Below are 25,507 nucleotides of genomic sequence, written 5' to 3' on the forward strand. Positions count from 1 at the left end.
CGTCATTTGCAAATTAAAGAGGCAATTTTAGGTCTGAGATTAAAATCTTTAATTCTTTAATTTTTAAAGCTAAAACTAAAATAGTATTTTTGTTCAAAATTATTTATAATGGCAGGAAATAGCTACGGAACACTATTTAGAATAACAACTTTTGGAGAATCACACGGAGAAGCTTTAGGAGGAATCATTGATGGTTGCCCATCGGGAATTGCATTAGATTTTGATGCTATTCAACTGGAAATGTCAAGAAGAAAACCGGGACAATCAGCTATTGTTACCCAGAGAAAAGAACCGGATGATGTGCAGTTTTTATCCGGAATTTTTGAAGGAAAAACAACTGGAACTCCTATTGGTTTTATTATTCCAAATACCAACCAGAAATCAGACGATTATTCACATATAAAAGATAATTATCGACCAAGTCATGCCGATTATGTGTATGATCAAAAATACGGTTTCAGGGATTATCGTGGAGGCGGAAGAAGTTCGGCCCGTGAAACAGCCAGCAGAGTAGTGGCGGGAGCTATTGCTAAGCAAATGTTATCTGATATTAAGATTAACGCTTATGTTTCGGCTGTAGGACCTCTTGCTTTAGAGACACCTTATCAGGAATTGGATTTTTCTAAAATAGAAAGTAATCCGGTGCGTTGTCCTGATGAAGCTATGGCAGCTACTATGGAAGATTATATCAAGCAAATTCGTAAAGAAGGAGATACTGTAGGAGGTGTTGTAACTTGTGTAATTCAAAATGTGCCTATCGGACTTGGCGAACCAGTTTTTGATAAATTACATGCCGAATTAGGAAAAGCCATGCTTTCGATAAATGCAGTAAAAGGTTTTGAATTTGGAAGCGGATTTGAAGGTTCAAAAATGAAAGGTAGCCAGCACAATGATTTGTATAATGCTGATGGAACGACTAAAACCAATCTTTCAGGAGGAATTCAGGGAGGAATAAGCAACGGAATGGATATTTATTTCAAAGTAGCTTTTAAACCTGTGGCTACTATTATGCAAAAACAGGATTCGTTAGATAATAAAGGTAATATTACTGAGATGACCGGTAAAGGACGTCATGATCCTTGTGTAGTTCCGCGTGCAGTGCCTATTGTTGAAGCTATGGCAGCAATTGTTTTGGCTGATTTTTATTTGATAAATAAAACTTATTAAAAAACGATATTGTCGAAATAATTATATCGTTTTTTAATAATATAATAATTATAAAAAGGTGAAGTATTAATTTTTATTATACTCACCTTTTTTTTGTACATTTTGTCCAGATTTTAACTTTAAAGCCAGATAAAATGACGCAAAATGAAACCCCAAAACAATCACTTTTAGGAAATCTTACTTTCCAGATTCTTATTGCGATGCTATTTGGAGCTACTGTAGGAATTGTTATCCATACTAATTGTGATGTAGTTTTTGCAAAAGAATTTAGTGATACCATTAAAATTTTAGCAACCGTTTTCATTCGTTTGGTACAAATGATTATTTCGCCCTTGGTATTTACAACCTTGGTGGTAGGAATTGCAAAATTGGGTGATATTAAGACTGTGGGAAGAATAGGAGGTAAGGCTTTAGCATGGTTTTTTAGTGCTTCTTTTATTTCACTGTTGATAGGAATGTTTTGGATTAACGTTTTAAAGCCGGGAGTTGGATTGAATTTGTCCCATGTAGATGTAACTTCTGCTTCTGAAGTAACCGAAAAAACACAGCATTTCTCTGCTCAAAATTTTATTGAACATATTGTTCCCAAAAGTATTTTTGAAGCTATGGGAAGTAATGAAATCTTGCAAATTGTTGTTTTTTCAATCTTTTTTGGATTGGCAGCTGCTTCCATAGGCAATTATGCTAAACCGGTTATTAGTTCATTGGATAAAACTTCACATATCATTTTGAAAATGGTAAACTACGTGATGAAATTTGCTCCGCTTGGTGTTTTTGGAGCCATTGCAGGAGTTTTTGCTATAAAGGATCTGAATGATTTGATTATTACTTATGTAAAATACTTCAGTTCATTCTTGGTGGGTATTGCATCATTATGGACTTTTCTATTATTAATAGGTTTTATTTTTCTTCAAAAAAGGATGAAAGTACTGTTGAAACATATTATTAGTCCTTTGATTATTGCATTTGGTACCACCAGTAGTGAAGCCGTATTTCCTAAATTAACGGAAGAACTGGAACGATTTGGGGTAAAAAATAAAATAGTTGCTTTTATGTTGCCGTTGGGATATTCTTTTAATCTCGACGGAAGTATGATGTATATGACTTTTGCCAGTTTGTTTATAGCCCAAGCTTATGGAATCCATTTGGATTTAGGAACACAAATGCTAATGCTTTTGGTTTTGATGCTTACCAGTAAAGGAATTGCCGGTGTTCCCAGAGCGAGTTTGGTTATTGTGGCAGCAACCTGCGGAATGTTTGATATTCCTGTTGAAGGAATAGCATTGATTCTTCCAATCGATCATTTTTGTGATATGTTTAGAACGGCAACCAATGTTTTAGGTAATGCTTTGGCCACCTCTGTAGTAGGAAAATGGGAAGCTGAAGAAGCTGTTTAGAAAATTGAGCTCTAAAATCTGTTTTCTTCTCGCTTGTTCATGCTAATGACTAGTTATTCAGTGGTTTCACTTTTTAGGATGAGATGAATATTGTTGCTTTTTTATGAAATTATTCATTTGGATTGTATTTTAAGTGATTGGTTTTTTCTATATTTGGTAAGAATATTATGAATATGCTTTATCTGCGGATTATTTTTGTATTAATATCCTTATCGCTTTTTAGTCAGGTTACTGTTGAAGATAGTAATGAGACTAAAAACGAAACTTTGTTATTATCTCAACAAACAGCCAAGAATATAATTTCGAAACATAAAATTAGTGTCGAAAAGCAGAATACTGTTCCATTATCTACCGCTGATATTACTAATGTAAGTTCAGAAATAGACGCTTACAAAAGGAAAATAAGCGAAATTGAGTTTGAAAATAATCTTCAGGCTCAGGTTTTGGAAAAAACAAAAATGATTTCTTTTTTATTGATTATCAGTTTAGTAATACTATTGCTTTTAATCTATTCCTTGTATCGAAATTACAATCTTAAGAAAGAAAAAAATATTGAATTAGTCAATAAAAATAAAGAATTACAACTGGCTAAAGAGAAAGCAGAAGAAGGGTCTAAATTAAAATCTCAGTTTGTATCGACTATCACACATGAATTACGTACTCCTTTGTATGGCGTAATCGGAATAACAAACATGCTTGAAGATGAGCATAGAGAATTATCTGAAAGTCCTCATTTAAAATCGCTGAAGTTTTCGGCAAAATATTTATTAGCTTTAGTAAATGATGTTTTGCAAATAAATAAAATTGAAGAAAACAGAATTGTACTTGAAAAAAGAACTTTTAATATAGGCGACGAAATAGAATTTATCAAAAACTCCTTATCGTTTTTAGCTAAAAAACACAATAATTCTATTGATGTTGTAATAGACTCTGAAATTCCCGAATATTTAATAGGAGATAAATTGCGATTTTCTCAAATTATTATCAATTTAATGAGTAATGCTTTGAAGTTTACTCAGGATGGAGAAGTTAAAATCTCGGCACATTTAGCAGATGTTAAAGATAAAATCCATTTTATAGAATTTAAAATTGAGGACAATGGAGTAGGGATTGCTCAGGAAAATCAGGATCGAATATTTGATAAATTTGTACAGCTAGGAAGAAAAGAGATTGATTATCAAGGGACGGGCTTAGGGTTGTCTATAGTCAAACAACTTTTGCAACTGTTTGACAGTACTATTTATTTAAAAAGTGAATTAGGAAAAGGAACCACTTTTAATTTTACAATAGGTTTTGAAAGCGATATGGCTAAAACAAATGCCATAATCAATAACATTAATGTGGATTTGTCTTTGAGTCCCATTTTCAAAATTTTAATTGTTGACGATAATGTAATTAATCTTATTGTTACCAGAAAAACAATTGAAAAATTTAATTATAAATGTACCACCACAGTTTCAGGAAAAGAAGCTTTAGAATTGCTGGATAATGAGTTTTTTGATGCCGTTTTAATGGATATTAATATGCCGGAAATGAATGGTTTTGAAACCACTAAACTCATCCGAGAAAAGGGAATAAAAACGCCTATTATTGCTCTGACTGCCTTTGATAAGGAAGAAGTAACAGAAGAAGCTATTTCGGCAGGATTTGATGATATTATCAGTAAGCCTTTTGATTCTAAGCAACTCTACAAAATTATCAATGCGGTGGTTTTAAAAGAATCAGCAGAGGTATAAAAAAACCGTAAAATAGTATAAACTAGTTTACGGTTCTTTGAAAGTCGTGGAATTTAATACCAGCGTTTTTTATTTTGTTTAGAAGCACTTGATTTTCTCGATTTATGAGCTGCGCCACTTCTGTTTGAATTTTTAGGTTTTTCTTCTTTTGTATCAGGACTTCCGGCATGCCATGGATAAGGATGGTCAGAAATAGTTTTTACATCTACTTTAATTAGTTTTTGGATATCTTTCCAGTAACCGTGCTCGTCTTTGCTGCAAAAAGAAATCGCAATACCGCCATTACCGGCACGTCCGGTTCTTCCTATACGGTGTACGTAAGTTTCAGGAATATTTGGTAAATCAAAATTGATAACATAAGGCAATTGGTCAATATCAATGCCACGTGCAGCAATATCAGTAGCAACCAGAACCCCAACTTCCTTGTTTTTAAAAGCATCCAACACTCTTTGTCTGGCATTTTGTGATTTGTCTCCGTGAATGGCTTCGGCAGCAATATTTTTTTTACGCAACGCTTTTACCACGTTATCGGCACCGTGTTTGGTTCTTGAAAAAACCAATACATCGCTGAGATTTTCGTTTTGAAGTAAAGTGTATAAAAGATTTCTTTTTTCGCCCTTTTCTACAAAATAAATACGTTGTTCTACTTTTTCAGCTGTAGAAGAAACCGGGGAAACAGTTACTGTTTCAGGATCGGTCAAAAACATTTCGGCTAATTCTCGGATGGCAATTGGCATCGTAGCCGAGAAGAATAAAGTCTGTCTGTTTTTAGGAGTCAGTTTTACAATTTTCTTGACATCATTCACAAATCCCATGTCCAGCATTTGATCGGCTTCGTCAAGGACTAAGGTGTGTAAATGATCTAAGTTAACAAATCCTTGTTTGTGTAAATCCAATAATCTTCCAGGAGTGGCAATCAAAATATCAACACCATGTTTAAGCGTGTCAACTTGAGGATTTTGCGAAACGCCGCCAAAGATGGTCAATTGGGTAAGATTAGTATATTTAGCATAGGTGTCAAAACTTTGACCTATTTGTACCGCCAATTCTCTTGTAGGAGTAACAACTAAAGCACGAATTTGTTTTGGTTTTTTTGACGAACCAACAATGCGATGCAATTGATGGATAATTGGAATAGCAAAAGCGGCCGTTTTTCCGGTTCCGGTTTGTGCACAACCTATTAAATCATTTCCTGCTAATATTAGCGGAATGGCTTGTTCCTGAATAGGAGTGGGATTAGTATAGCCTTGTTCAAATACGGCTTTTTGGATACTTTTTGAAAGTGATAAATCTTCGAATAACATAAGTTTGGTATTAATTACCCTGTAATCGTTACAGCGATAAGTGCTGCAAAGATAGTATTATTATTCTTGATGCTGATTTATTGCATGTATTCGGTGAATATAAATGAGGAACTTAATGTTTTAAAGATTTTTGTTAGCGTTTGATTTTATAAAATCGGTAACGAGATAACCAATTAATTTTCCGATCAGGTGGTTGTTTTTATCGACGTCCAAATCAGGTGCGCCTTCGCAAATGTGTAAATAACTCGCATTTTTATTTTTTGCAAAAAAGGAAACAAACTGACGTAATTCTTCTACCGAAAAACCGCTTAAAGTCATGGCACTGCTGGCAATATTAGGAATGGCATCTAAATCCACTTCAATCCCAAAAGACTCTGATTTGATAAATTCTAAGGCATACATCATTTCCTGACTGAAATTTTTTTCTTTCCGAATATTGATGCTGTCGTAGGTATTAAAACGAACCCGGTCGTCAATTTTTTTGATAATATCGAGTACGTTTTTTGAAGTGTAGTTTTCGTGTAGTCCAAAAACGAAATATTTTTTCAAAAAACCTTCTTCATAAGCATACGAAAAGCCATTACCGCTGTGGCGTCCTTCAAGAATTCGAAAATCAGAATGGGCGTCAAAATTAATAGCGTTGATGGGTTTTCCTTTGGCAAGTGCCGTACCTTTTATATTTCCGTAGGCATTGTTGTGTCCGCCACCAATGATAATGGGGATTTTACCTAATTTAACAATGCTGAAAATAATATGTGAAACGTCTTTGTCTATTTTTTGTACTAATTGACTTAACTTAACCCGGTCGTCAATATTGTGAAAGTCCAGGTTTTCAACTTCTTTCATTTCTTCCGTAACATTGATTTGCCCTAAAACAATGATTTGGTTTCCTTTACAAAAACGATTATGCTGAATGTTAGCGATACTTTTAATAGCTTCGTTCCATGCCGAAGCTGCTCCGGGCCGTCCAAAATTAGCTCTGATTCCAATATCTTCTGGAATTCCCAGCAATACATATTTGGCATCAGTATTTTTTATAAAGGATATAGGGTTGGCTCCATGAGGAACCGTAAGCATTTTTTCTCCAAATTTTATTTCTCCACTTCTATGGTTAGTAACCTTAGCCAGATCATTTATTGTAAATGGTAGAAATTTATCCATACAAAAGAAATTTTTTCCCAAAAATAATATAATTTCCTTAGCAACGTTATATGTTAAATATATATTGTTAAATTTGATATTATTAAAATCGAAAAAACGTTAAAAAAATGGAAAACAAACAAAGTAGCACAAGTCTAAAAGCAGTAATTGCTGTGTTGGCAGTTTTATTAGTGGGAAGTTTAGTTTATATTTTCAAATTATCTTCGGATACAGATAAGGTTCAAACTGTTTTAAAAACAACTGAAACAGAAAAAGAATCTGTATTGAAAGACTTGGAACAATTAAAAACTACTTATGACGCCGCCATTGCCGAAAACACTTCAATGTCTGACGAGTTGATTCAGGAAAGAGATAAGGTGGTAAGTTTAATGGCTGAAGTAAAAAAATCAAAAGGTGATGTTTCGGCTTTTAAAACACAGCTTAATTTTTTACAGAATAAAATGAAAGCCATGATGGCTGAAAATGAAGGTCTGAAAAAGCAAAATACAGTCCTTACAAGTCAGCGTGATAGTACGGCAGTAGTTTTGACCGAATCTAAAAAATTCAATGAAGCTTTAGTAGGACAAAACAGTGAATTAGCTAAAGTGGTTGAAAAAGGATCTAAATTAACGGTTTTAAATATTCAAAGTTCAGCTTATAAAGTAAGAAGTTCAGGTAAAGAAATTGAAACTGAGAAAGCTAGAAGAACTAATATGCTTAAAATTAGTTTTACTATTGCCGGTAACGAAATTGCACAATCTGGAGATAAGACTTATTATGTACAGGTTATTGATAGTAAAAACAATGTTTTAGGAGAAAAGAAAAGCACAAGTTTTGATGGTAAAGATTTGACTTACAGCTTTACCAGTACAGTAAAATATGAAAACAAAACGGTTCAGGTTTCAGAAAATCTACCGGGTAAAGATTTTGTTGCAGGAACTTATTTTATCAATGTTTTTGATAAAGGGGAATTGGTTTCTAAATCAAGTTTTACTTTAAAATAAAATTCCAAGATTTTATATTATAAAAAAGGAGCAAATTGCTCCTTTTTTTTTATGTTTTATAAGATGTGATTTATTCAGAAACTGTAATCTCAAACATTTTATCCCAGTTTTTTCCGGTAACAAAAATAGTTTTGGTTTTTGGGTTGTAAGCAATTCCGTTTAAAACTTCAGCGGTTGCACTTTTAAGTTGTTTGCGTAATTTAGATAAATCCAAAATTCCTTCCACGGCACCGTTTGCAGGATTTACAATTGCAATAGCGTCTTTTTGCCAAATATTAGCGTAGAATTTTCCATCAATCAATTCTAATTCGTTCACCGCTTTAATTTTAGAACTTCCTGAATAAACATTAATGTAATCGATCATTTTTTGCGTTTCAGGATCCATTTTCCAAATTTTCTCCGTACCGTCTGACTGATAGATGTATTTGCCATCATTAGTCATTCCCCAGCCTTCAATATCTTTGTCATAAGTGAATGTTTTTTCTAGTTTCCAAGTGTCAGCGTTATAGATAAACCCTGTTTTTTCTTGATAAGTTATTTGGTAAATTTTGTTGTTTAAAACAGTCATTCCTTCGCCAAAATATTTAGTATCTAAGTCAACTTGTTTAAATACTTTTCCTGTTTTGTAATCGTATTTTCTTAAAAAAGATTTGTATTTCTCTCCAGATGCTTTGGTTCCTGAACCAGTACTTTCATGCAAAGTATCTTTATAAAATTCAAAACCTTCAGTAAAAGCATTTGCATCGTGAGGATAGGTGTTTACAATTTTGTATTTTAATAATTTAGGAGTCACATTGGAAACTACTTCAATTCTTGTGGTAGTTTCAGCATTTTCACTTTCAAAATAGACTAAAGCTTTGATGTTTTGGTAACCTAATTTTTGGTTTTTTAATTCAAAAGAAAGTTTTTCAAGACCTTTCACGGTTTTAATTTTAGTATCGTTAATGTAGTAAACAATACTGTCAACTGTTTTTGATTTTGGATTCAAAATAGTTAAATCGAGTGTCTCCTGAGGCTGATATTGTGCCGAAATTTTGGAAGAATCAAAATTAAATATACTATTTTCTCTATTTTTTGTATCTCCACAGTTAGAAAGTAGTGTTCCTAATAAAATGAAAGATAGTAAGTTATGTTTTTTCATGTTCTAAATTTTAAAAGTCCTAATATACAATGTTATTTTAAGCATGCAAAAGGGCTTGCAAAAATATAAAAAGATTGTATATTTGCACCGGCAAGTCCTACACGACCAGCTCCTGCAGACTCCCCCAGGATGGGAACATAGCAAGGGTAAGCGGTTGAGCGGTGCGATGTAGGTCGCTTGCCATTTTTTATTTAATCTGTTCTGTTCGCTAAGGCATACCAGATTCTTTTCTAAATTTTACCAAAAGTAGTCTTCCTTCGGGAGGATTTTTTTATTTTTGGCCCTTTGGAAAGTTATAGGTTAAGAGTTAAGTGTTTTAGGGGATAACTCAAATTTAAAATAAACTCGCACCTCATAACCCATAACCCATAACTTAAAAATATGAGTAAAGTAGTATTGATTACCGGAGGTTCTTCGGGAATAGGGAAATCTATCGGAGAATTTTTACACCACAAAGGCTTTATTGTTTATGGAACCAGCAGGAATCCTGAGCGGGTTGAAAATTCTGTTTTTCCATTAGTAGCTTTAGATGTTAGGGATACGGCAACTATTCATGATGCTGTTGCAAAAGTTATTGCCAATACAGGAAGATTGGATGTGGTGATTAATAATGCAGGAGTTGGTATCACAGGACCTTTAGAAGAAATTCCAACAGCTGAAATCAAGAATAATTTTGAGACTAATTTTTTTGGTCCTATCGAAGTGATGAAAGCAGTGTTGCCACAAATGCGCCAACAAAAATCCGGATTAATTATCAATGTGACTTCCATAGCCGCTTATATGGGATTGCCATACAGAAGTGTGTATTCGGCATCTAAAGGGGCTTTGGAGTTAATCACAGAAGCTTTGCGTATGGAAGTGAAAGATTTTGGGATTCATATTACTAATGTAGCTCCGGGTGATTTTGCAACTAATATTGCTTCAGGGCGTTTTCATGCGCCTTTAATAGAAGGTTCTGCTTATGAAATTCCGTATGGTAATACGTTGAAAATGATGGACGAACATGTGGATAGCGGAAGTAATCCTAATGATATGGCTGTTGCTGTTTATAATATCATACAGACGAAGGATCCGAAAATCCATTATAAGGTTGGGGTTTTCATGCAGAAATTCTCCATTGTATTAAAACGTTTGTTACCAGATAAAATTTATGAAAAAATGCTGATGAATCATTATAAATTGTAAATTTGCAGACGTTGAATATTTTTAAGTGTATAAAAAACACTTTTGTATAAAAGAATCTAAAAACAATTAAATATAATAAATTATGAAATTTTTTATTGACACGGCTAATTTAGCTCAAATTAAAGAAGCACAATCTTTAGGTGTATTAGATGGTGTAACTACAAACCCGTCTTTGATGGCTAAAGAAGGAATTACTGGAAAAGACAACATCTTGAAGCACTATGTTGATATTTGCAACTTGGTTGACGGTGATGTAAGTGCAGAGGTAAATGCTTTGGATTTTGAAGGAATGGTAAGAGAAGGTGAAGAATTAGCTGAATTACACGAACAAATCGTAGTGAAATTGCCTATGACTAAAGAAGGAGTTCAGGCTGCTAAATATTTTTCTGACAAAGGAATTAAAACAAATGTAACTTTAGTATTCTCTGCAGGACAAGCTTTGTTAGCTGCTAAAGCAGGAGCTACTTATGTTTCTCCATTCTTAGGAAGATTAGATGATGTTTCAACTGACGGATTGAATTTGATTCAGGAAATTAGAGATATTTATGATAACTATGGTTATGAGACTCAAATTTTAGCGGCTTCTGTACGTCACACAATGCACGTTGTTAACTGTGCTAAAATTGGTGCTGATGTAATGACAGGACCTCTTTCTTCAATTTATGGTTTGTTGAAACACCCATTGACTGATATTGGATTGGCTCAGTTTGTTGCTGATTTCGAAAAAGGAAACAAGTAATATGTTGCTTTAAATTAATAAAAAAGTCCCATTTGAATTTCAGATGGGACTTTTTGTTTGTTGTATTGTTGAGTTTTATTTTCTCACAAACGGAGGAAGTAATTTGCTTGAAACTTCTCCAAAACCAATGCGTACCTGGCTGTTTTCGCAAAAACCTTTGATAATAACGGTATCGTTGTCATTGATAAATTTACGTTCGCTGCCATCGTTAAGTTGAAGTGGTTTTTCGCCACCCCAGGTTAGTTCTAGCATAGAACCGTAACTATCTTTTGTTGGTCCCGAAATAGCTCCTGATCCCATCATATCACCTGAATTAATACGGCAACCATTAGAAGTATGGTGTGTTAATTGTTGATTCATGGTCCAATACATGTATTTGAAATTGGATTTTGAAACTATGGTAGCTTCTGCTTTTTCAGGTTGGATAGCTACTTCCAGATTAATATCAAAAGAATGTCTTCCTTTTTGTTGTAAATAGGGTAATGGACTCGGATTTTGTTTAGGACTGGCTACTCTAAAGGGTTCTAAAGCGTCCATGGTTACAATCCATGGCGAAATAGATGTAGCAAAGTTTTTGGACAACAAAGGCCCTAAAGGCATGTATTCCCATTTTTGAATGTCACGCGCTGTCCAGTCATTTAATAAAACCATTCCGAAAATATAATCTTCCGCTTCGCTGATAGGAATCATTTCACCCATAATGTTAGCATCGGTAGTGATGAATGCTGTTTCTAATTCGAAATCAACAGAACGGGAAGCTCCAAAAACCGGAGTGGTTGCATCAGGTGGCAAGGTTTGTCCCAAAGGACGGTGTACCGGAATTCCCGATGGAATTATTGTGGAACTTCTGCCATGATAAGCAATAGGCATCTGTGGCCAGTTAGGTAACAAAGCATTTTCTTCGTTGCGAATCATTTTACCTACATTGGAAGCATGGATTTTACTGGAATAAAAATCAGTGTAATCGCCTATAAGGACAGGTAATTGCATTTCAACTTCATGGATATTGAATATGATAATACCTCTGTGTTCAGTATTGTCACGTAAACGAGGATTGTTTTCGTCAAAAATATCAGCAATACGATTGCGAACCAGTCGCCAGGTTTTTTTTCCGTCAGAAATAAAATCGTTTAAGGTATCCTGAATAAACATATCATCGGTTAATTCAATACCTGAAAAGTACCCCAGTTGTTGTAAAGCACCTAAGTCAATAGCCGAATCACCAATACGGGTTCCTACTGTCACCACATTTTCTTTGGTTAAGAATACACCAAAAGGAATGTTTTGGATTGGGAAATCACTATTTTCAGGGACTTCAATCCATGATTTTCTTTTAGTATCGTTGGCTGATAATGGCATGTTTTGTTAATTTTTTGTTGAAAATTATATATCAAATATATTATAATCTAACTGTTTAACAAACGTTTTTTTGTATTTTTGCGCTAAATTATTTAAAATCTAAAAAATGCAACGCGACAAACAAATTTTTGAACTTATTCTTGAAGAACAAGACAGACAAATACACGGCTTAGAACTTATTGCATCTGAGAACTTTGTGAGTGACGAAGTAATTGAGGCTGCTGGTTCAGTTTTAACCAATAAATATGCAGAAGGATATCCTGGTAAAAGATATTATGGAGGTTGTGAAGTAGTAGATGTTATTGAGCAAATTGCAATTGACAGAGCTAAAGAATTGTTTGGAGCAGAGTATGCTAACGTTCAGCCGCATTCTGGTTCTCAGGCTAACGCATCGGTATTTCACGCTTGTTTGAAACCAGGTGATACAATTTTAGGTTTTGATTTATCTCACGGTGGTCACTTGACTCACGGTTCTCCGGTAAACTTCTCAGGACGTGTTTACAACCCTGTTTTTTATGGTGTTGATAAAGAAACAGGTCGTTTAGATTATGATAAAATTCAGGAAATTGCAACTAAAGAGCAGCCAAAATTAATCATCGCAGGAGCTTCGGCTTATTCTCGTGATATGGATTTTGCCCGTTTCAGAGAAATCGCTGACAGCGTAGGTGCAATTTTAATGGCCGATATCTCTCACCCGGCAGGTTTAATTGCTAAAGGTTTATTGAATGACCCAATTCCTCACTGTCATATCGTAACTACAACTACTCACAAGACTTTACGTGGACCTAGAGGTGGTTTAATCTTAATGGGTAAAGATTTCCCAAATCCATGGGGATTAACTACTCCAAAAGGAGAAATCAGAATGATGTCAGCTTTATTAGACTTAGCTGTTTTCCCTGGAAACCAAGGTGGGCCTTTAATGCACATTATCGCTGCTAAAGCGGTTGCTTTTGGTGAGGCTTTACAAGATGAGTTCTTTACTTATGCACGTCAGTTACAAAAGAATGCTAATGCAATGGCTGATGCTTTCGTAAAAAGAGGATACAATATTATCTCTGGAGGTACTGATAACCACATGATGTTAATTGACTTAAGAAACAAAGGGATTTCTGGTAAAGAGGCTGAAAATGCTTTGGTAAAAGCCGAAATCACTGTAAATAAAAACATGGTTCCATTTGATGACAAATCTCCGTTTGTTACTTCTGGTATTCGTGTAGGAACTGCTGCAATCACAACTCGCGGTTTGGTAGAAGAAGATATGGAAACTATCGTTGCTATGATTGACAAAGTATTGACTAATCATACTAACGAAGATGTTATCGAAGAAGTTGCTGAAGAAGTAAACGAAATGATGAGCGAAAGAGCTATTTTCGTTTTCTAAGAATAACTGATTCTAAATTTTTAAAGTCGAAAGTCGAAAATCTAATTTTGACTTTCGATTTTTGCTTTTATAACTCATAACTTTTAACTCATAACTTTTTAGACATGGGCGTATTACGATTACAATTGCCAACCGACCCAAGATGGGTAAATATTGTAGAGAAAAATATAGAAGAAATCCTGACCGATCATGCCTGGTGCGAGCAAAAAGCGGCTACCAATGCAATTACTATTATCACAAATAATTCGGAGCATCAGGATTTGGTAAAAGATTTATTGGCTTTAGCCAAAGAAGAAATTGATCATTTTGAACAGGTACACAATCTAATCATCAAACGCGGATTGAAATTAGGTCGTGAGCGTAAAGATGATTATGTGAATGAATTGTACCAATACATGAAAAGAAGTGCCGATGGAAGTCGTGTTTCGGGTTTAGTTGAAAGATTGCTTTTTTCTGCAATGATTGAAGCCAGAAGCTGCGAACGTTTCAAAGTACTTTCCGAAAATATTCAGGATGAAGAACTGGCTGTTTTTTACAGAGAATTGATGGAAAGCGAAGCAGGACATTACACGACTTTTATCACTTATGCCCGAAAATACGGTGAAGGAATAGATGTAGAAAAACGTTGGAGAGAATGGTTGGAATTTGAAGAATCTATCATCTCTAATTACGGAAAGAACGAAACCATTCACGGTTAGTATTTTAGATTTCAGAACATAGACAGTTTGTAATCCTAGGTAAAGTTAAATATGACTATCCGATTTATAGTCCAAGCTCCATTTTTAGCCACGAATTCACGAATTGCTCTTTTATAAATTATTTTTAGATTACACTAATATTGACAAATTCAATTAGAATTTGTGAAATTTCATAAGATTTAATACATCCACAATTAGTGAATTCGTGGCTAAAAAGAGATTAATACAAATAGCGGACAGTCATAAAGTTTAAAATTGTCAAATTAAAAATCTTGGCGTATCTCTGTGGAGTCTTAGTGAACCTTTGCGTAATTCTTGGTTAATATGTAGTTGATAAAACTAATTTTTGTTTGAATAATTCTCGCATAAAATTCATTACTTTTAGGAATAACAAAAGTTATTTTCCAATAACCAACTAAAAAGTGATAATTATGCGAATAGAAACCGATTTGAAATTAGGCTTTAAAGATGTAATGATTCGACCTAAACGTTCTACGTTAAAAAGTAGATCAGAGGTTTCTTTAGACAGGGAATTTAAGTTTTTGCATAGTACAGCCAAGTGGAACGGGATTCCAATTATGGCTGCTAATATGGATACTGTGGGGACTTTTGAAATGGCAAAAGAATTAGCCAGACATAAGTTGTTTACAGCTATTCATAAGCATTATTCGGTTGCAGAATGGAATGATTTTTTAAAAGAGATTCCTATAGAATATTATGATTATATCGCTGTCAGTACAGGAACAGGAAAAGAAGATTTCAAAAAAGTAATCGAAATTATTTCCGCTAATCCTTTATTGAAATTCATTTGTATTGATGTGGCTAATGGTTATTCGGAGCAATTTGTGAACTTTTTAAAACAAACCCGAAAACAATTTCCCGATAAGGTAATTATTGCCGGAAACGTTGTAACAGGCGAAATGGTCGAAGAATTACTTCTGGCCGGAGCCGATATTATAAAAGTAGGAATTGGACCCGGTTCGGTTTGCACCACCCGAATAAAAACAGGCGTGGGTTATCCACAACTTTCGGCAATTATTGAATGTGCCGATGCTGCTCACGGTTTGGGCGGACATATCATCAGTGATGGCGGCTGTACGACTCCGGGCGATATAGCCAAAGCATTTGGTGCTGGTTCCGATTTTGTTATGTTAGGCGGAATGCTTGCCGGACATAGTGAAAGTGGAGGAGAACTACTGGAAATGAACGGCAAAAAATACAAGCAGTTTTACGGGATGAGTTCTGCCACGGCTATGAATAAACACGTTGGCGGAGTTGCCGAATACAGAGCCAGCGAAGGAAAAACAGTCAAAATTCCTTTTAAAGGAGATGTGGTGGATACGGTTTTGGATATTTTAGGCGGTTTGCGCAGCAGTTGTACTTATGTGGGTGCTTCGCGATTGAAAGAACTGACAAAAAGAACCACTTTTATCCGCGTGAGCGAACAGGAAAACAGAATTTTTACCGAATAATTTAATAATGATACATATAGTTAAAGCTATCAAAGCCGATTTAAAAACAATTACCGAAATAGCCCATAAAACCTGGCCGATTACCTATGGCGAAATTTTATCTCCGGCTCAATTGGATTATATGCTCGATGCTTTCTGTTCGGAATCTGCCTTGCTGAAGAATATAGAAAGTGGACATGAATTTATTTTAGCTAAAGAAGCCAATACCGTTTTAGGTTTTGCTTCTTTCGAGTATCATTACCAAAATAATCATACTACCAAAATCCATAAAATTTACATTCTTCCTGAAACACAAGGTAAAGGAATAGGCAAATTGTTGATTGACTCCATTGCTGAATTTGCGAAAGAAAATAATTCTGACAGGCTTTTACTAAATGTCAACCGTTTCAATAAAGCCCTGACTTTCTATCAAAAACTAGGCTTTGAAATAGTTGAAGAAATTAATATTGAATTAGATCATGGTTATTTAATGGAAGATTATATAATGGAGAAAGGGATTTGATGTTTTAAAAATCTATCTTTAAACAAAGTGAAGGTGGTGCTTTAAAAGTGACATTATAGTTTTGAGAGAGAAGGCTGTTTTGATTTTCAATGGTTATGGCTACAGCTAATTTTTTGTTTTTTGCGGCACTCACAAAGCAAGGAATACTTGCCAGTGACACAACACCTCCTCCAATAGCAATATAGGCTCCGGTAAAATCAAAATCAAAGCCGGAACCATAAGACGTTTGGTTCGAATGGGTTAATTGAACAAGGCCACCAATAGCAGCTAATCCTAAACCGGTTCCTAGTATTATCCATGCTGTCTTTTTTTGTTTTTTACTTTTTTCTAAATAATAATCTTTTGTAAGTGGAGTAGTTGGTATTTGACCAAATGAATTTAGAATGAAAAACACCATCGATAGCGAAAGTAGCATTTTTTTCATGACCTAAATAATTAATGCCTACTCTTTCAATATGCAGTTTTCGGCTACTCTGATGTATTCGTTTTCGATTTTCAAAAAAAAATAAGGACTTGAATACAAGTATTAAATTAATGAAAAAAACGATACGGAACTGTTTTTGAGTTGATTAAGTTTTTGATTAATAGCTGTTTTTGTTTGTCGGTTTTTATGGATTTATACACAGCGCCACAAACTTGTCATCCTGATGGAGGGAGGATTTTCGCAAGTTGTTTGCTCATCTTTGTGGGTACGGATTTAAGGTGAAAACGAGCGCAAGTGTAGTGTTATAACGCCAAACTGTTTAATAATTCAATAAGTTTGGGATCAGATGGTTTGGGAGCTTGTGCAGTTACAATATTGCCATTTGAATCAATTAAGATAAATCTGGGGATTGCTTTGATGTTATATTCTTTTATAAATTTCGAATCAAATTCTTTGTCTGCTAATAACTGAATTCCACTCATTTTTTTCTCGGTTATAAGCTTACTCCATCTTTCACGGTCTTTACTATTGTCAACAGAAATACTTACAAAAACAATGTTTTTACCTTTAAATTGTTCTTCCACTTTTTCAAGAGAAGGGATTTCCTGGCGGCAAGGACCACACCAAGTTGCCCAAATATCAATATAAACATATTTTCCTTTCATACTTTCTAAAGAAGTTTCTCCTCCTTTGTGGTTTTCATAATTAAAAGAGGGAGACGGTTTGCCTGGTTCTACCGCTATGGTTTTATTATAGTTAGTCGTTAGGATTTCCTTAGTTTTTGGGTCATTTGTAATAGAAATGAACTCATTATATGTTTTTTTATAGTATGAATTTTCAATGTTAATATCATTGATGCCATTTAGAATTAATCGATTCTTAATACTTTGACTTTTTAGAGCCTTAATTTCAGGGATGGCATTTTTTGCCGAAACAAAAAAACTTCCTTCATCGCCTTTAATATTTTCGAAAAATTTTGTCATTACAATGTCTTGATAATCTATAGAAAACAAAAAATCAGCTTCATTGTCTAAATCAATTTTTTTGTCATACTTCGGAAAATTTTCAGAAACCACATAATCATTTGTGGCGTTATTATGTAATCTATTATAATACAATACATTTTTTTGCTCTAAATAATGAAGATTTAAAGATTCTTTTTGTTTAAAGTAGTCATCCGAAAATTGAGTTGTTTCAAATAATCTTTTAACAGAGTTTATTGTTTTTTCAAGTTTTTTTAAAAAATCGGTTTCATTTAATTTATAATCTTCAAATGAAATTTCAGAAGTAATTATTGTTTTCTCAGCAATATACTGATTTTCGATACTTCCTTTACCGGTATATTTTAAAGTAGCACTAAAGTTCGAATCATCGGCAGTTATGCTCATTTTAGAATCTTTAGAAAAATAGATGGGCATCCTATTCTTAGAGGTTTCAAGCGCATAAATTCCCTCGTAATTAATTGATAAGTTTTCAGAAAATGTTCCGTCGGGTTTTAAGTTGATTTCTTTTTCGAAGGATTCTCCTTTTATCCAGATTTTTTCATCTTCCGTATTTGTGATTTTACCTGAAATAGTGATTGTTGCTTGTGGAGTTGTGTAAGAACAAAGTATTACAATTAATAATAGAAGACTATATTTTTTCATAGTATTTTTTATCAAATATATTAATTTGTAAGTAATTGTGGTGTTTTTTTAAAATTATAGTGAACTTTGGAACTGTAGATTTTCGACTAAGATAAAACTTCTTGTGAACCGTAAACGTGAATTTACCACAAAATTCGCAATTGCATGCTCTCTCTGGTGCTTGCCTGAGGCGAGTACCTAATTTAAATTATGAAGACAAAAATAGCGTTTGCAACGCGGGTATTTTGTAACAATAATGTTTTTAACCGCGTTGCAAACGCTTCTATTTGTTTATTGAAGTAGGTAGGCACTCGTTGCAAACGAGCGCCAGCGGGAGTTTGGGTTTATATTGCTCTGAACCTTTCCATTAAGACTTAAGCCAAATATACAAAAAGATCATTCCATTAAACACTCTCGCCCAAATTTCGCAAAACCGCTGTTATGAGCAATTATTGATTTTTTAATCTATCGTACAGACAAACTAGTTTCATGTAATACGATTTATTATTCTGGTCAGTGGTTAAATTCCAGTTTTCACGTAAAAATTTCTCTAATTCTTCCAGATTTAATTTTGCAGGTTCTATTAGAAGCATAATTTTTATTGCTTTATCTGGAGTATTTTGCTCAATAATTTCAGCAATTGAATTATATGTTTCTTGAATAGTTTTTGCTTTATATGAATATGGATTTGCGTCTTTCCATAATGTAACATCTTTTGTTGCTGCAGCAACAATTTTCGCATCAATCTTAGATTTATTTTCAATTTGCTTGTAATATTTACAAACAGGCATCCAACCATTAGCTTTTACTAATTTAGGAAGTGATTTGTCTATAAGTTCTTGTGCATCAAATCCTTTGTTGTCAAATACTACATCTTCAGCAACGTCAAATCTCGAAAATGTTTCGTAGGATTTTTCAGTAGATTTACCAGAAACTCCAACTCCAATAACAACATCAACTTTATCTAAATCGGTGTCTGTATTAAAGTCGACAACTGCAATTTTTCCTGAAGGGTCGTTAGTACTAACTAGTTCATAAATATGTTCTTTAATTTTCCTCAATAATGAAGCAGGAAACTTTTGATTTAATGATGCAAGAACTTGTAATATCTCTAAATATTCCTTTGTTCTTATTCTAGTTAATGGTAAAATAGAACCACCAATTTCAAATTCATATTTGTCAATTAACGGCTCACCTTTATGGTCATGAACGTATTCTATAAAAAACAAACGACTTGAAAGTTCGTTGACTTGTCCTTGGTCTAAGCATCTAATTATTGATGCTAAAATACCTCTAACGTTAGTGTCAGAAATCGAATATCCCATGAAAATAGTTGGATGTTCTAGAAAAACGGTTAGTAACTTTGCGGCTAAATATGCGTTTTTTTCTTCAAACTCATGATAATCTTCAGCAGTGATTATTAGAGAATTTGGCTCACTACAGCAACCATGGATTTTATAAATTTCTCCAATTTCTTGAAGAGATGAAAAAATTAATTCTTGTTGAGATTTATAAACTTTAAAATCTGGATAAATTGATTCACATAGCAAATCATAATTTGTAGTAATGATACCATTTATTTTTGCAGCCTTTAGTAGTTCAATGTCGGTTTTATGTCGGAGATCAATTTCTTTTTTTGAAACCTCTTTCAAATATTCAGAAATAGATACTTTTAGTGGACTCGAAAAATCGACCATTTCGTGAAGATTTTTTTCTCGCTCAGTTTTAATAGCATCTGCATCAAACCAATAACCGTGATAATCATTTGCAATTAAAGTACCAACTTTTGGCCAGTTTCCACTTGCAAGAGAACGATATTTTTCGAATGGTATATTCATCATACCAGAGTATTTTCTTAGAAGGCCTTCCCATGTTTCAGTATTAATATATTTGAATGAAAATCCAGAACCTATAAATAAGAAAGGTGATGAGGAAAATCCATCTAGTCTTTCGAAAAAATCTTCTTTAAAACTCATGTTATACGGTTTGTTGTTTATAATTACTCATAACTAGTATATATGCTCATAAATTGAACTAGTTATATCCTTTATCGGCATGTTATGCGCATTATTTTTTTAATGTGCTTTACAAAAATAAAATTATTTCTTACATATCAAAAGAATAGATAAATAAAAAAACGGCTAAGGATTCCTTAGCCGTTTTTTTATTATTTTTTGAAAGTTTATCCTAAAAACGCTTTCAATTCATCATACGTTTTAATTTTAGTGCTTACTTTTTCTTTGTTTAATACGCTTTCTATTTGTGCAGGAATTGGTAAAGTAACTCCTAAAGCAGGTTCTACCACGTCTAAGAACTTGATAGGGTGAGCGGTTTCTAAGAAAACCCCAATAGCATTTGGATAATTTTCCAGTTCTTTTTTCAATCCTAAATAACCTACTGCTCCGTGTGGTTCGGCAATGTAACCATCGGTGTTGTAAATGGTTTTCATAGCTGCCAGCGTTTCTGCGTCAGTATAGGTATAAGAAGAAAAGTCTTTTTTGAACTGCGCCAAATCATTTCCATACATTTCCTGAATACGGATAAAGTTACTTGGATTTCCTACGTCCATAGCATTCGAAATCGTAGCAATAGACGGTTTTGGATCGTAGATTCCGTTAACTAAGAATCTTGGTACCGTATCATTAACATTGGTAGCCGCTACAAAATGTTCGATAGGCAAGCCCATTTTCTTAGCGATAATACCCGCACAAATATTTCCAAAATTCCCACTTGGACAAGAAAACACTAATGGTTTGTTTTGTCCTTTCAATGCTTTGTAAGCAAAAAGGAAGTAAAACATTTGTGGCAACCAACGCGCAATATTAATTGAGTTAGCCGAAGTCAGGTTTTTATGAGCCAAAGTTTCATCTAAGAACGCTTTTTTAACCATGTCCTGGCAATCGTCAAAAACACCGTCCACTTCCAAAGCTTTGATGTTTTGTCCCAACGTAGTCAATTGTCTTTCCTGAATGTCACTTACTTTTCCGGAAGGATATAAAATTACGACTTCAACTCCTTGAACTCCAAGAAAACCGCTAGCCACAGCTCCTCCTGTATCTCCGGAAGTAGCCACTAAAACGGTATTGGTATTGTCTTTTTTGTCTTTATTGAAATAACCCAGACAACGCGACATAAAACGTGCTCCAACGTCCTTAAACGCCATCGTAGGGCCGTGGAATAATTCCAGAGAATAGATTCCGTTTTCAACAGGAACCACAGGAAAGTCAAAACACAAGGTTTCGGCAATGATTTGTTTTAGGGTTTCTGCTGGGATTTCGTCTCCTACAAATTGTTGAATGGCTGTAAAAGCAATTTCCTCGTTGCTTAAGTTCTCAATAGTATCAAAAAAAGATTGCGGAAGCGCAGTGATGCTTTCCGGAAAATACAATCCTTTATCGGCTGCTAATCCTTGTATTACGGCTTCCTGAAAAGAAACTTTTGGTGCGTTATGATTTAAACTGTAATATTTCATTTGATTGATGATTGCTTTTTTATTTAAACACAAAGTTCACAAAGGTTTTACTCTATTAATACATTAATAAAACACAAAGTTCACAAAGTTTTTTCTGCTTTCTGTATCTGCCTTCTAATTTCTAAATCACTTTCATTCCTGTATCGTTCACTTTACACACATGGATTTCATAAGGTAAATTCATCTTATCGTAAACGGCACTCATGCCTTTGGCAATTTTTTCGGCGGTTTCTTTTCCTCTGCTTAAAGCAAAAATAGAAGGGCCTGAACCTGAAATTCCTGAGCCTAAAGCACCGTTTTCGTAAGCCGATTGTTTGATTAAATCAAAGCCCGGAATCAATACGCTGCGTAACGGTTCTACGATTTCGTCATGCAAAGAACGCCCGATTAAATCGTAATCCTGAGTGTACAATCCCGCTACTAATCCGCCCACATTTCCCCATTGCGTAATAGCGCTTTTTAGGGAAACGGTTTGTTTTAGTACCGAACGTGCATCGGATGTTTTTAGTTCAATTTGTGGGTGAATTACCGTAGCAAATAATTCGTTCGGACTATCAATTTTGATGATATCCAAAGGATTCGAACTTCTTACCAATGTAAATCCCCCTAAAAGGGCAGGGGCAACGTTATCGGCATGGGCATTTCCCGAAGCCAGTTTTTCACCCTGCATGGCAAATTTTACCAATTCTTTTCGGCTAAACGGATTGCCTAATAATTCGTTTGCACCAAAAACCGCTCCAGCAGAACTTGCCGCCGAACTACCAATTCCACTTCCGGCCTTGATGTGTTTGTATATTTCGATTTCGAATCCGATAGCTATCGGATCAAAATCGGCATTTGATTCTAGTTCTTCGAGCATTGCCAGTAAAGCAACACCTGCTACGTTTTTTTCGGCTTCCAAAGGTAAATTAGCACCCTCGATTTTAGTAATGCGAACTCCTTTTTCGGCTGATTTTCGAACAATCATTTCGTCACCTACATTGTCTAAACACAATCCCAAGACGTCAAATCCGCAGGAAAGGTTCGCAATGGTTGCAGGACAAAATACTTTTACTTCATTCATAAATTTATGTTGTTGGTTGTCAGTTGTTGGTTGTCGGTTGATTTTAGCTATCAACCATCAACTAATAACTTTCAACTAAATTATACATTTCCAATTCTAATTACATCGGCAAAAATTCCCGAAGCGGTAACCGCCGCACCGGCACCGGCACCTTTAATCAATAAAGGCTGGTCCACATAACGATCGGTATAGAATAAAACAATATTGTCTTTTCCTTCTAAGTTGTAGAAAGGATGGTCTTTCGGGATGAATTGCAAACCTACGCTCGCTTTTCCGTTTTCAAATTGAGCGACAAATTTCAATCGGCTGTCTTTTTGTTTGGCTTCCGCTAAAATACCTTCGAAATGGCTGTTGTATTCAATCAAAGATTTGAAGAAATCTTCGTTGTTAGTCGTTGCCATACATGCAGAAGGCAGGAACGAATTGTTTTCAATATCTTCAATTTCCATTTTGTAACCGCTTTCGCGAATTAAAATCAGAATTTTTCTGGCAACGTCAATTCCGCTTAAGTCAATTTTTGGATCCGGCTCCGTAAATCCTTGCACTCCCGCTTCTTTAACCACATCGTGGAACGAATTGTTTTCGTCAAAATTGTTAAAGATAAAGTTCAAACTTCCCGATAAAACCGCCTGAATTTTGTGTACTTTATCACCTGAAGCGATTAAGTTTTTTACCGTATCGATAATTGGCAATCCCGCACCTACATTGGTTTCAAATAAGAAAGGAGCGTTGTATTGTCTTGATAATTTTTTCAGGTTTTTGTAATTGTCATAAGCCGAAGCACAGGCAATTTTGTTACAGGTTACCACGCCCACACTTTGTTTTAAGAAACGCTCGTAAATAGCTGCAACATCGGCATTGGCAGTGATGTCAACAAAAATGGAGTTACGTAGGTTTAAAGCTGCTACTTTTTCGATAAATAATTCTTTGTTAGCTGTTTCTCCATTTTCAAGAGCCGCTTGCCATGAATTTAAATCGATAGCATCTTCGTCAAAAAGCATTTTTCTTGAATTTGATAATGCAATGACACGAACATTAATTTTTAGATTTTCTTTTAAGAATTTCTTTTGTTGGTGGATTTGCTCGATGAATTTTTCACCTACATTACCCACACCCATTACAAATAAATTCAATTGTTTTGTGTTTTCTTCAAAGAAGTTTTCGTGCAAAGTGTTCAAGGCTTTTTTAACGTCTCTTTCGTTAATTACAGCCGAGATATTTCTTTCGGAAGCACCTTGAGCAATCGCTCGGATGTTTACGTTATTTTTACCTAGAGTGCTAAACATTCTTCCGCTTAGACCCTGGTGATTTTTCATGTTTTCACCAACCAATGCAATGATACAAAGGTTTTGCTCCACAATGCAAGGATCGATTTTGTTTTGAGCAATTTCGATTTCGAATGCTTTGTTGATGGCGTTTTCAGCAACTTCAGCATCTGAATTTAAAATTCCGATACAGATAGAATGCTCAGAAGAAGCCTGAGTAATAAAGATTACATTGATTCCTTCATTCGACAATACTTCGAAAAGTCTTTTTGAAGAACCTGAAACTCCAATCATTCCCGGACCTTCCAGTGTAATCAAAGTAATATTGTCAATATGGCTGATTCCTCTGGCCGGATTTCCATTGGATGTAGAAACATTAGAAATGTAAGTTCCTTCGGCTTCCGGTTCGAAAGTGTTTTTGATATGAATTGGAATATTTTTTCTTAAAACAGGCTGGATTGTTGGTGGGTATAAAACTTTGGCACCAAAATGTGACAATTCCATCGCTTCCTGATAAGAGATTGAGGCAATTGGTTGGGCTTGTTTTACAATTTTAGGATTAGCAGTAAACATTCCGTTTACGTCAGTCCAGATTTCTAATTCGCTGGCATTTAAAGCTCCGGCTATAATTGCTGCAGTATAATCAGATCCACCGCGACCTAAAGTAGTATTGATTTCGTCTAAAGATGAAGCAATAAAGCCCGGCATAACTACTACCTGAGAATCATTTGCACTGAAAAAGGCAGTAGTCAATAAGTTAGTAACTTCAAAGTTTACAGCTGCTTTTCCGTAATTATTGTTAGTTTTAATCAACTCACGGCTGTCTTTGTAACTGCTGTTTTTAAGGTTTTGTTTTAAAGCTTCGGCAATGATGTATGATGAAAGTAATTCGCCAAAACTTAAAATAGTGTCAGATGTTCTTGCAGATAATTCGCCTAAAAGGAAACAACCGTCTAAAATAGTTTCCAGGTGGTTGATGATTCTTTTAATATGGCTCAATAAGCTGCTTTGTTCGCTTACAGGAATTAATTCTTTTAAAGCATCCAAGTGTTTTTTCTCGATTTCAGCAACGATTTCTTTGTAACTTTCGTCGTTAGCTGCCGCTTTTGAAGCCGCTAATTGCAATAAATCGGTTACTTTGCTAAGAGCAGAAACCACTACAATTAGTTTGTCTTTTTTAGCTTTGTTGAGAACGATATCTAAAACCAGTTTTATATTTTTTGCATTGGCTACCGAAGTTCCGCCAAATTTTAATACTTTCATTTTGTTTGTTTTATTTTAAAAATGCAATATTTTATATACACCCAACACCTTTCTTCTAATAAAAAAGTATGTATCAATCAGGATTATATGTAATGATGAATACCCCTAAGGGGTAGTAGTAGTTGTAACAGAAATTGAACCCCAAATTGGAGTTTTTATCGAAGAATGAT

Annotated in this window: 20 protein-coding genes and 1 other RNA gene; 11 read left to right on the forward strand and 10 right to left on the reverse strand. The window is 34.5% G+C overall.

Going from position 1 to position 25,507, the window contains the following annotated elements; genetic code table 11:
- Positions 1-108 precede the first annotated feature (108 nt).
- The 3 genes from aroC (at position 109) to IEV84_RS05325 (ending at position 4,300) form a co-directional block, all read left to right on the forward strand.
- On the forward strand, positions 109-1,167 hold the full coding sequence (gene aroC, locus IEV84_RS05315; protein WP_188493170.1) for a chorismate synthase: 1,059 nt from the start codon (positions 109-111) through the stop codon (positions 1,165-1,167).
- Between the two features lie 134 nt (positions 1,168-1,301).
- Positions 1,302-2,564: a dicarboxylate/amino acid:cation symporter gene (locus IEV84_RS05320; protein WP_188493171.1), complete on the forward strand. Its 1,263-nt coding sequence runs from the start codon at positions 1,302-1,304 to the stop codon at positions 2,562-2,564.
- A gap of 173 nt (positions 2,565-2,737) precedes the next feature.
- Positions 2,738-4,300: a response regulator gene (locus IEV84_RS05325; protein ID WP_229732615.1), complete on the forward strand. Its 1,563-nt coding sequence runs from the start codon at positions 2,738-2,740 to the stop codon at positions 4,298-4,300.
- Positions 4,301-4,353: 53 nt separating this feature from the next.
- Here IEV84_RS05325 and IEV84_RS05330 read toward each other — a convergent pair whose 3' ends face one another.
- Positions 4,354-5,604: a DEAD/DEAH box helicase gene (locus tag IEV84_RS05330; RefSeq protein ID WP_188493173.1), complete on the reverse strand. Its 1,251-nt coding sequence runs from the start codon at positions 5,602-5,604 to the stop codon at positions 4,354-4,356.
- Positions 5,605-5,724: 120 nt separating this feature from the next.
- Positions 5,725-6,765, reverse strand: a complete 1,041-nt coding sequence (locus IEV84_RS05335; protein WP_188493175.1) for a formimidoylglutamase — start codon at positions 6,763-6,765, stop codon at positions 5,725-5,727.
- Positions 6,766-6,872: 107 nt separating this feature from the next.
- On the opposite strand from IEV84_RS05335, the gene IEV84_RS05340 reads away from it, so the two are divergent.
- Positions 6,873-7,748, forward strand: a complete 876-nt coding sequence (locus IEV84_RS05340) for a DUF8428 domain-containing protein (RefSeq protein ID WP_188493177.1) — start codon at positions 6,873-6,875, stop codon at positions 7,746-7,748.
- A gap of 70 nt (positions 7,749-7,818) precedes the next feature.
- Here the strand turns inward: IEV84_RS05340 and IEV84_RS05345 are convergent, their stop codons facing one another.
- Positions 7,819-8,889 (reverse strand): glutaminyl-peptide cyclotransferase, encoded by a 1,071-nt coding sequence (locus tag IEV84_RS05345; protein ID WP_188493179.1) that lies wholly within the window; start codon positions 8,887-8,889, stop codon positions 7,819-7,821.
- 88 nt (positions 8,890-8,977) lie between these two features.
- Here IEV84_RS05345 and ffs point away from each other — a divergent pair.
- The 3 genes from ffs to fsa all read left to right on the forward strand — a co-directional run bounded on the left by ffs (position 8,978) and on the right by fsa (position 10,813).
- Positions 8,978-9,075, forward strand: an RNA gene (gene ffs, locus IEV84_RS05350) — signal recognition particle sRNA small type.
- A 195-nt stretch (positions 9,076-9,270) separates the two neighbouring features.
- On the forward strand, positions 9,271-10,074 hold the full coding sequence (locus tag IEV84_RS05355; RefSeq protein ID WP_188493181.1) for an SDR family oxidoreductase: 804 nt from the start codon (positions 9,271-9,273) through the stop codon (positions 10,072-10,074).
- Between the two features lie 82 nt (positions 10,075-10,156).
- On the forward strand, positions 10,157-10,813 hold the full coding sequence (gene fsa / locus IEV84_RS05360; protein WP_071185856.1) for a fructose-6-phosphate aldolase: 657 nt from the start codon (positions 10,157-10,159) through the stop codon (positions 10,811-10,813).
- 75 nt (positions 10,814-10,888) lie between these two features.
- Here the strand turns inward: fsa and fahA are convergent, their stop codons facing one another.
- Entirely contained in the window at positions 10,889-12,172 is a 1,284-nt protein-coding gene (gene fahA, locus IEV84_RS05365) for a fumarylacetoacetase (RefSeq protein ID WP_188493183.1), read from the reverse strand.
- A 106-nt stretch (positions 12,173-12,278) separates the two neighbouring features.
- Between fahA and glyA the strand changes: the two genes are divergently transcribed.
- The 4 genes from glyA (at position 12,279) to IEV84_RS05385 (ending at position 16,225) form a co-directional block, all read left to right on the forward strand.
- Positions 12,279-13,553 carry a serine hydroxymethyltransferase gene (gene glyA, locus IEV84_RS05370; RefSeq protein WP_188493185.1) on the forward strand — a complete coding sequence of 425 codons (1,275 nt, stop codon included), beginning with the start codon at positions 12,279-12,281 and terminating at the stop codon, positions 13,551-13,553.
- A 104-nt stretch (positions 13,554-13,657) separates the two neighbouring features.
- Positions 13,658-14,251, forward strand: a complete 594-nt coding sequence (locus IEV84_RS05375; RefSeq protein ID WP_188493187.1) for a MiaE family protein — start codon at positions 13,658-13,660, stop codon at positions 14,249-14,251.
- Positions 14,252-14,682: 431 nt separating this feature from the next.
- Positions 14,683-15,723: a GMP reductase gene (locus tag IEV84_RS05380; RefSeq protein WP_188493189.1), complete on the forward strand. Its 1,041-nt coding sequence runs from the start codon at positions 14,683-14,685 to the stop codon at positions 15,721-15,723.
- A 7-nt stretch (positions 15,724-15,730) separates the two neighbouring features.
- Positions 15,731-16,225, forward strand: coding sequence for a GNAT family N-acetyltransferase (locus tag IEV84_RS05385; RefSeq protein ID WP_188493191.1), 495 nt, complete (start codon positions 15,731-15,733; stop codon positions 16,223-16,225).
- A gap of 4 nt (positions 16,226-16,229) precedes the next feature.
- Here IEV84_RS05385 and IEV84_RS05390 read toward each other — a convergent pair whose 3' ends face one another.
- The 6 genes from IEV84_RS05390 to thrA all read right to left on the reverse strand — a co-directional run bounded on the left by IEV84_RS05390 (position 16,230) and on the right by thrA (position 25,337).
- On the reverse strand, positions 16,230-16,649 hold the full coding sequence (locus IEV84_RS05390) for a hypothetical protein (protein WP_188493193.1): 420 nt from the start codon (positions 16,647-16,649) through the stop codon (positions 16,230-16,232).
- Positions 16,650-16,951: 302 nt separating this feature from the next.
- The gene (locus tag IEV84_RS05395; RefSeq protein ID WP_188493195.1) at positions 16,952-18,295 is read right to left on the reverse strand and encodes a TlpA family protein disulfide reductase; all 1,344 of its coding nucleotides are present in this window, start codon (positions 18,293-18,295) and stop codon (positions 16,952-16,954) included.
- A gap of 428 nt (positions 18,296-18,723) precedes the next feature.
- Entirely contained in the window at positions 18,724-20,250 is a 1,527-nt protein-coding gene (locus tag IEV84_RS05400) for an SIR2 family protein (RefSeq protein ID WP_188493197.1), read from the reverse strand.
- A gap of 206 nt (positions 20,251-20,456) precedes the next feature.
- A complete protein-coding gene (gene thrC / locus IEV84_RS05405; protein WP_188493199.1) occupies positions 20,457-21,746 on the reverse strand; it encodes a threonine synthase in 1,290 nt (429 codons plus the stop codon).
- Between the two features lie 121 nt (positions 21,747-21,867).
- Positions 21,868-22,809 carry a homoserine kinase gene (locus IEV84_RS05410; RefSeq protein ID WP_188493201.1) on the reverse strand — a complete coding sequence of 314 codons (942 nt, stop codon included), beginning with the start codon at positions 22,807-22,809 and terminating at the stop codon, positions 21,868-21,870.
- A gap of 80 nt (positions 22,810-22,889) precedes the next feature.
- Positions 22,890-25,337: a bifunctional aspartate kinase/homoserine dehydrogenase I gene (gene thrA / locus IEV84_RS05415; protein ID WP_188493203.1), complete on the reverse strand. Its 2,448-nt coding sequence runs from the start codon at positions 25,335-25,337 to the stop codon at positions 22,890-22,892.
- Between the last annotated feature and the right edge of the window lie 170 nt (positions 25,338-25,507).

Origin of the sequence: Flavobacterium palustre, assembly GCF_014639535.1 — a bacterium.
Classification (GTDB): Bacteria; Bacteroidota; Bacteroidia; order Flavobacteriales; family Flavobacteriaceae; genus Flavobacterium; species Flavobacterium palustre.

Bases quoted from the DNA above. Each gene is read 5' to 3' on its own strand.
- aroC (WP_188493170.1), top strand. From the start codon at position 109: ATGGCAGGAAATAGCTACGGAACACTATTTAGAATAACAACTTTTGGA.
- IEV84_RS05320 (WP_188493171.1), top strand. From the start codon at position 1,302: ATGACGCAAAATGAAACCCCAAAACAATCACTTTTAGGAAATCTTACT.
- IEV84_RS05325 (WP_229732615.1), top strand. From the start codon at position 2,738: ATGCTTTATCTGCGGATTATTTTTGTATTAATATCCTTATCGCTTTTT.
- IEV84_RS05330 (WP_188493173.1), bottom strand. From the start codon at position 5,604: ATGTTATTCGAAGATTTATCACTTTCAAAAAGTATCCAAAAAGCCGTA.
- IEV84_RS05335 (WP_188493175.1), bottom strand. From the start codon at position 6,765: ATGGATAAATTTCTACCATTTACAATAAATGATCTGGCTAAGGTTACT.
- IEV84_RS05340 (WP_188493177.1), top strand. From the start codon at position 6,873: ATGGAAAACAAACAAAGTAGCACAAGTCTAAAAGCAGTAATTGCTGTG.
- IEV84_RS05345 (WP_188493179.1), bottom strand. From the start codon at position 8,889: ATGAAAAAACATAACTTACTATCTTTCATTTTATTAGGAACACTACTT.
- IEV84_RS05355 (WP_188493181.1), top strand. From the start codon at position 9,271: ATGAGTAAAGTAGTATTGATTACCGGAGGTTCTTCGGGAATAGGGAAA.
- fsa (WP_071185856.1), top strand. From the start codon at position 10,157: ATGAAATTTTTTATTGACACGGCTAATTTAGCTCAAATTAAAGAAGCA.
- fahA (WP_188493183.1), bottom strand. From the start codon at position 12,172: ATGCCATTATCAGCCAACGATACTAAAAGAAAATCATGGATTGAAGTC.
- glyA (WP_188493185.1), top strand. From the start codon at position 12,279: ATGCAACGCGACAAACAAATTTTTGAACTTATTCTTGAAGAACAAGAC.
- IEV84_RS05375 (WP_188493187.1), top strand. From the start codon at position 13,658: ATGGGCGTATTACGATTACAATTGCCAACCGACCCAAGATGGGTAAAT.
- IEV84_RS05380 (WP_188493189.1), top strand. From the start codon at position 14,683: ATGCGAATAGAAACCGATTTGAAATTAGGCTTTAAAGATGTAATGATT.
- IEV84_RS05385 (WP_188493191.1), top strand. From the start codon at position 15,731: ATGATACATATAGTTAAAGCTATCAAAGCCGATTTAAAAACAATTACC.
- IEV84_RS05390 (WP_188493193.1), bottom strand. From the start codon at position 16,649: ATGAAAAAAATGCTACTTTCGCTATCGATGGTGTTTTTCATTCTAAAT.
- IEV84_RS05395 (WP_188493195.1), bottom strand. From the start codon at position 18,295: ATGAAAAAATATAGTCTTCTATTATTAATTGTAATACTTTGTTCTTAC.
- IEV84_RS05400 (WP_188493197.1), bottom strand. From the start codon at position 20,250: ATGAGTTTTAAAGAAGATTTTTTCGAAAGACTAGATGGATTTTCCTCA.
- thrC (WP_188493199.1), bottom strand. From the start codon at position 21,746: ATGAAATATTACAGTTTAAATCATAACGCACCAAAAGTTTCTTTTCAG.
- IEV84_RS05410 (WP_188493201.1), bottom strand. From the start codon at position 22,809: ATGAATGAAGTAAAAGTATTTTGTCCTGCAACCATTGCGAACCTTTCC.
- thrA (WP_188493203.1), bottom strand. From the start codon at position 25,337: ATGAAAGTATTAAAATTTGGCGGAACTTCGGTAGCCAATGCAAAAAAT.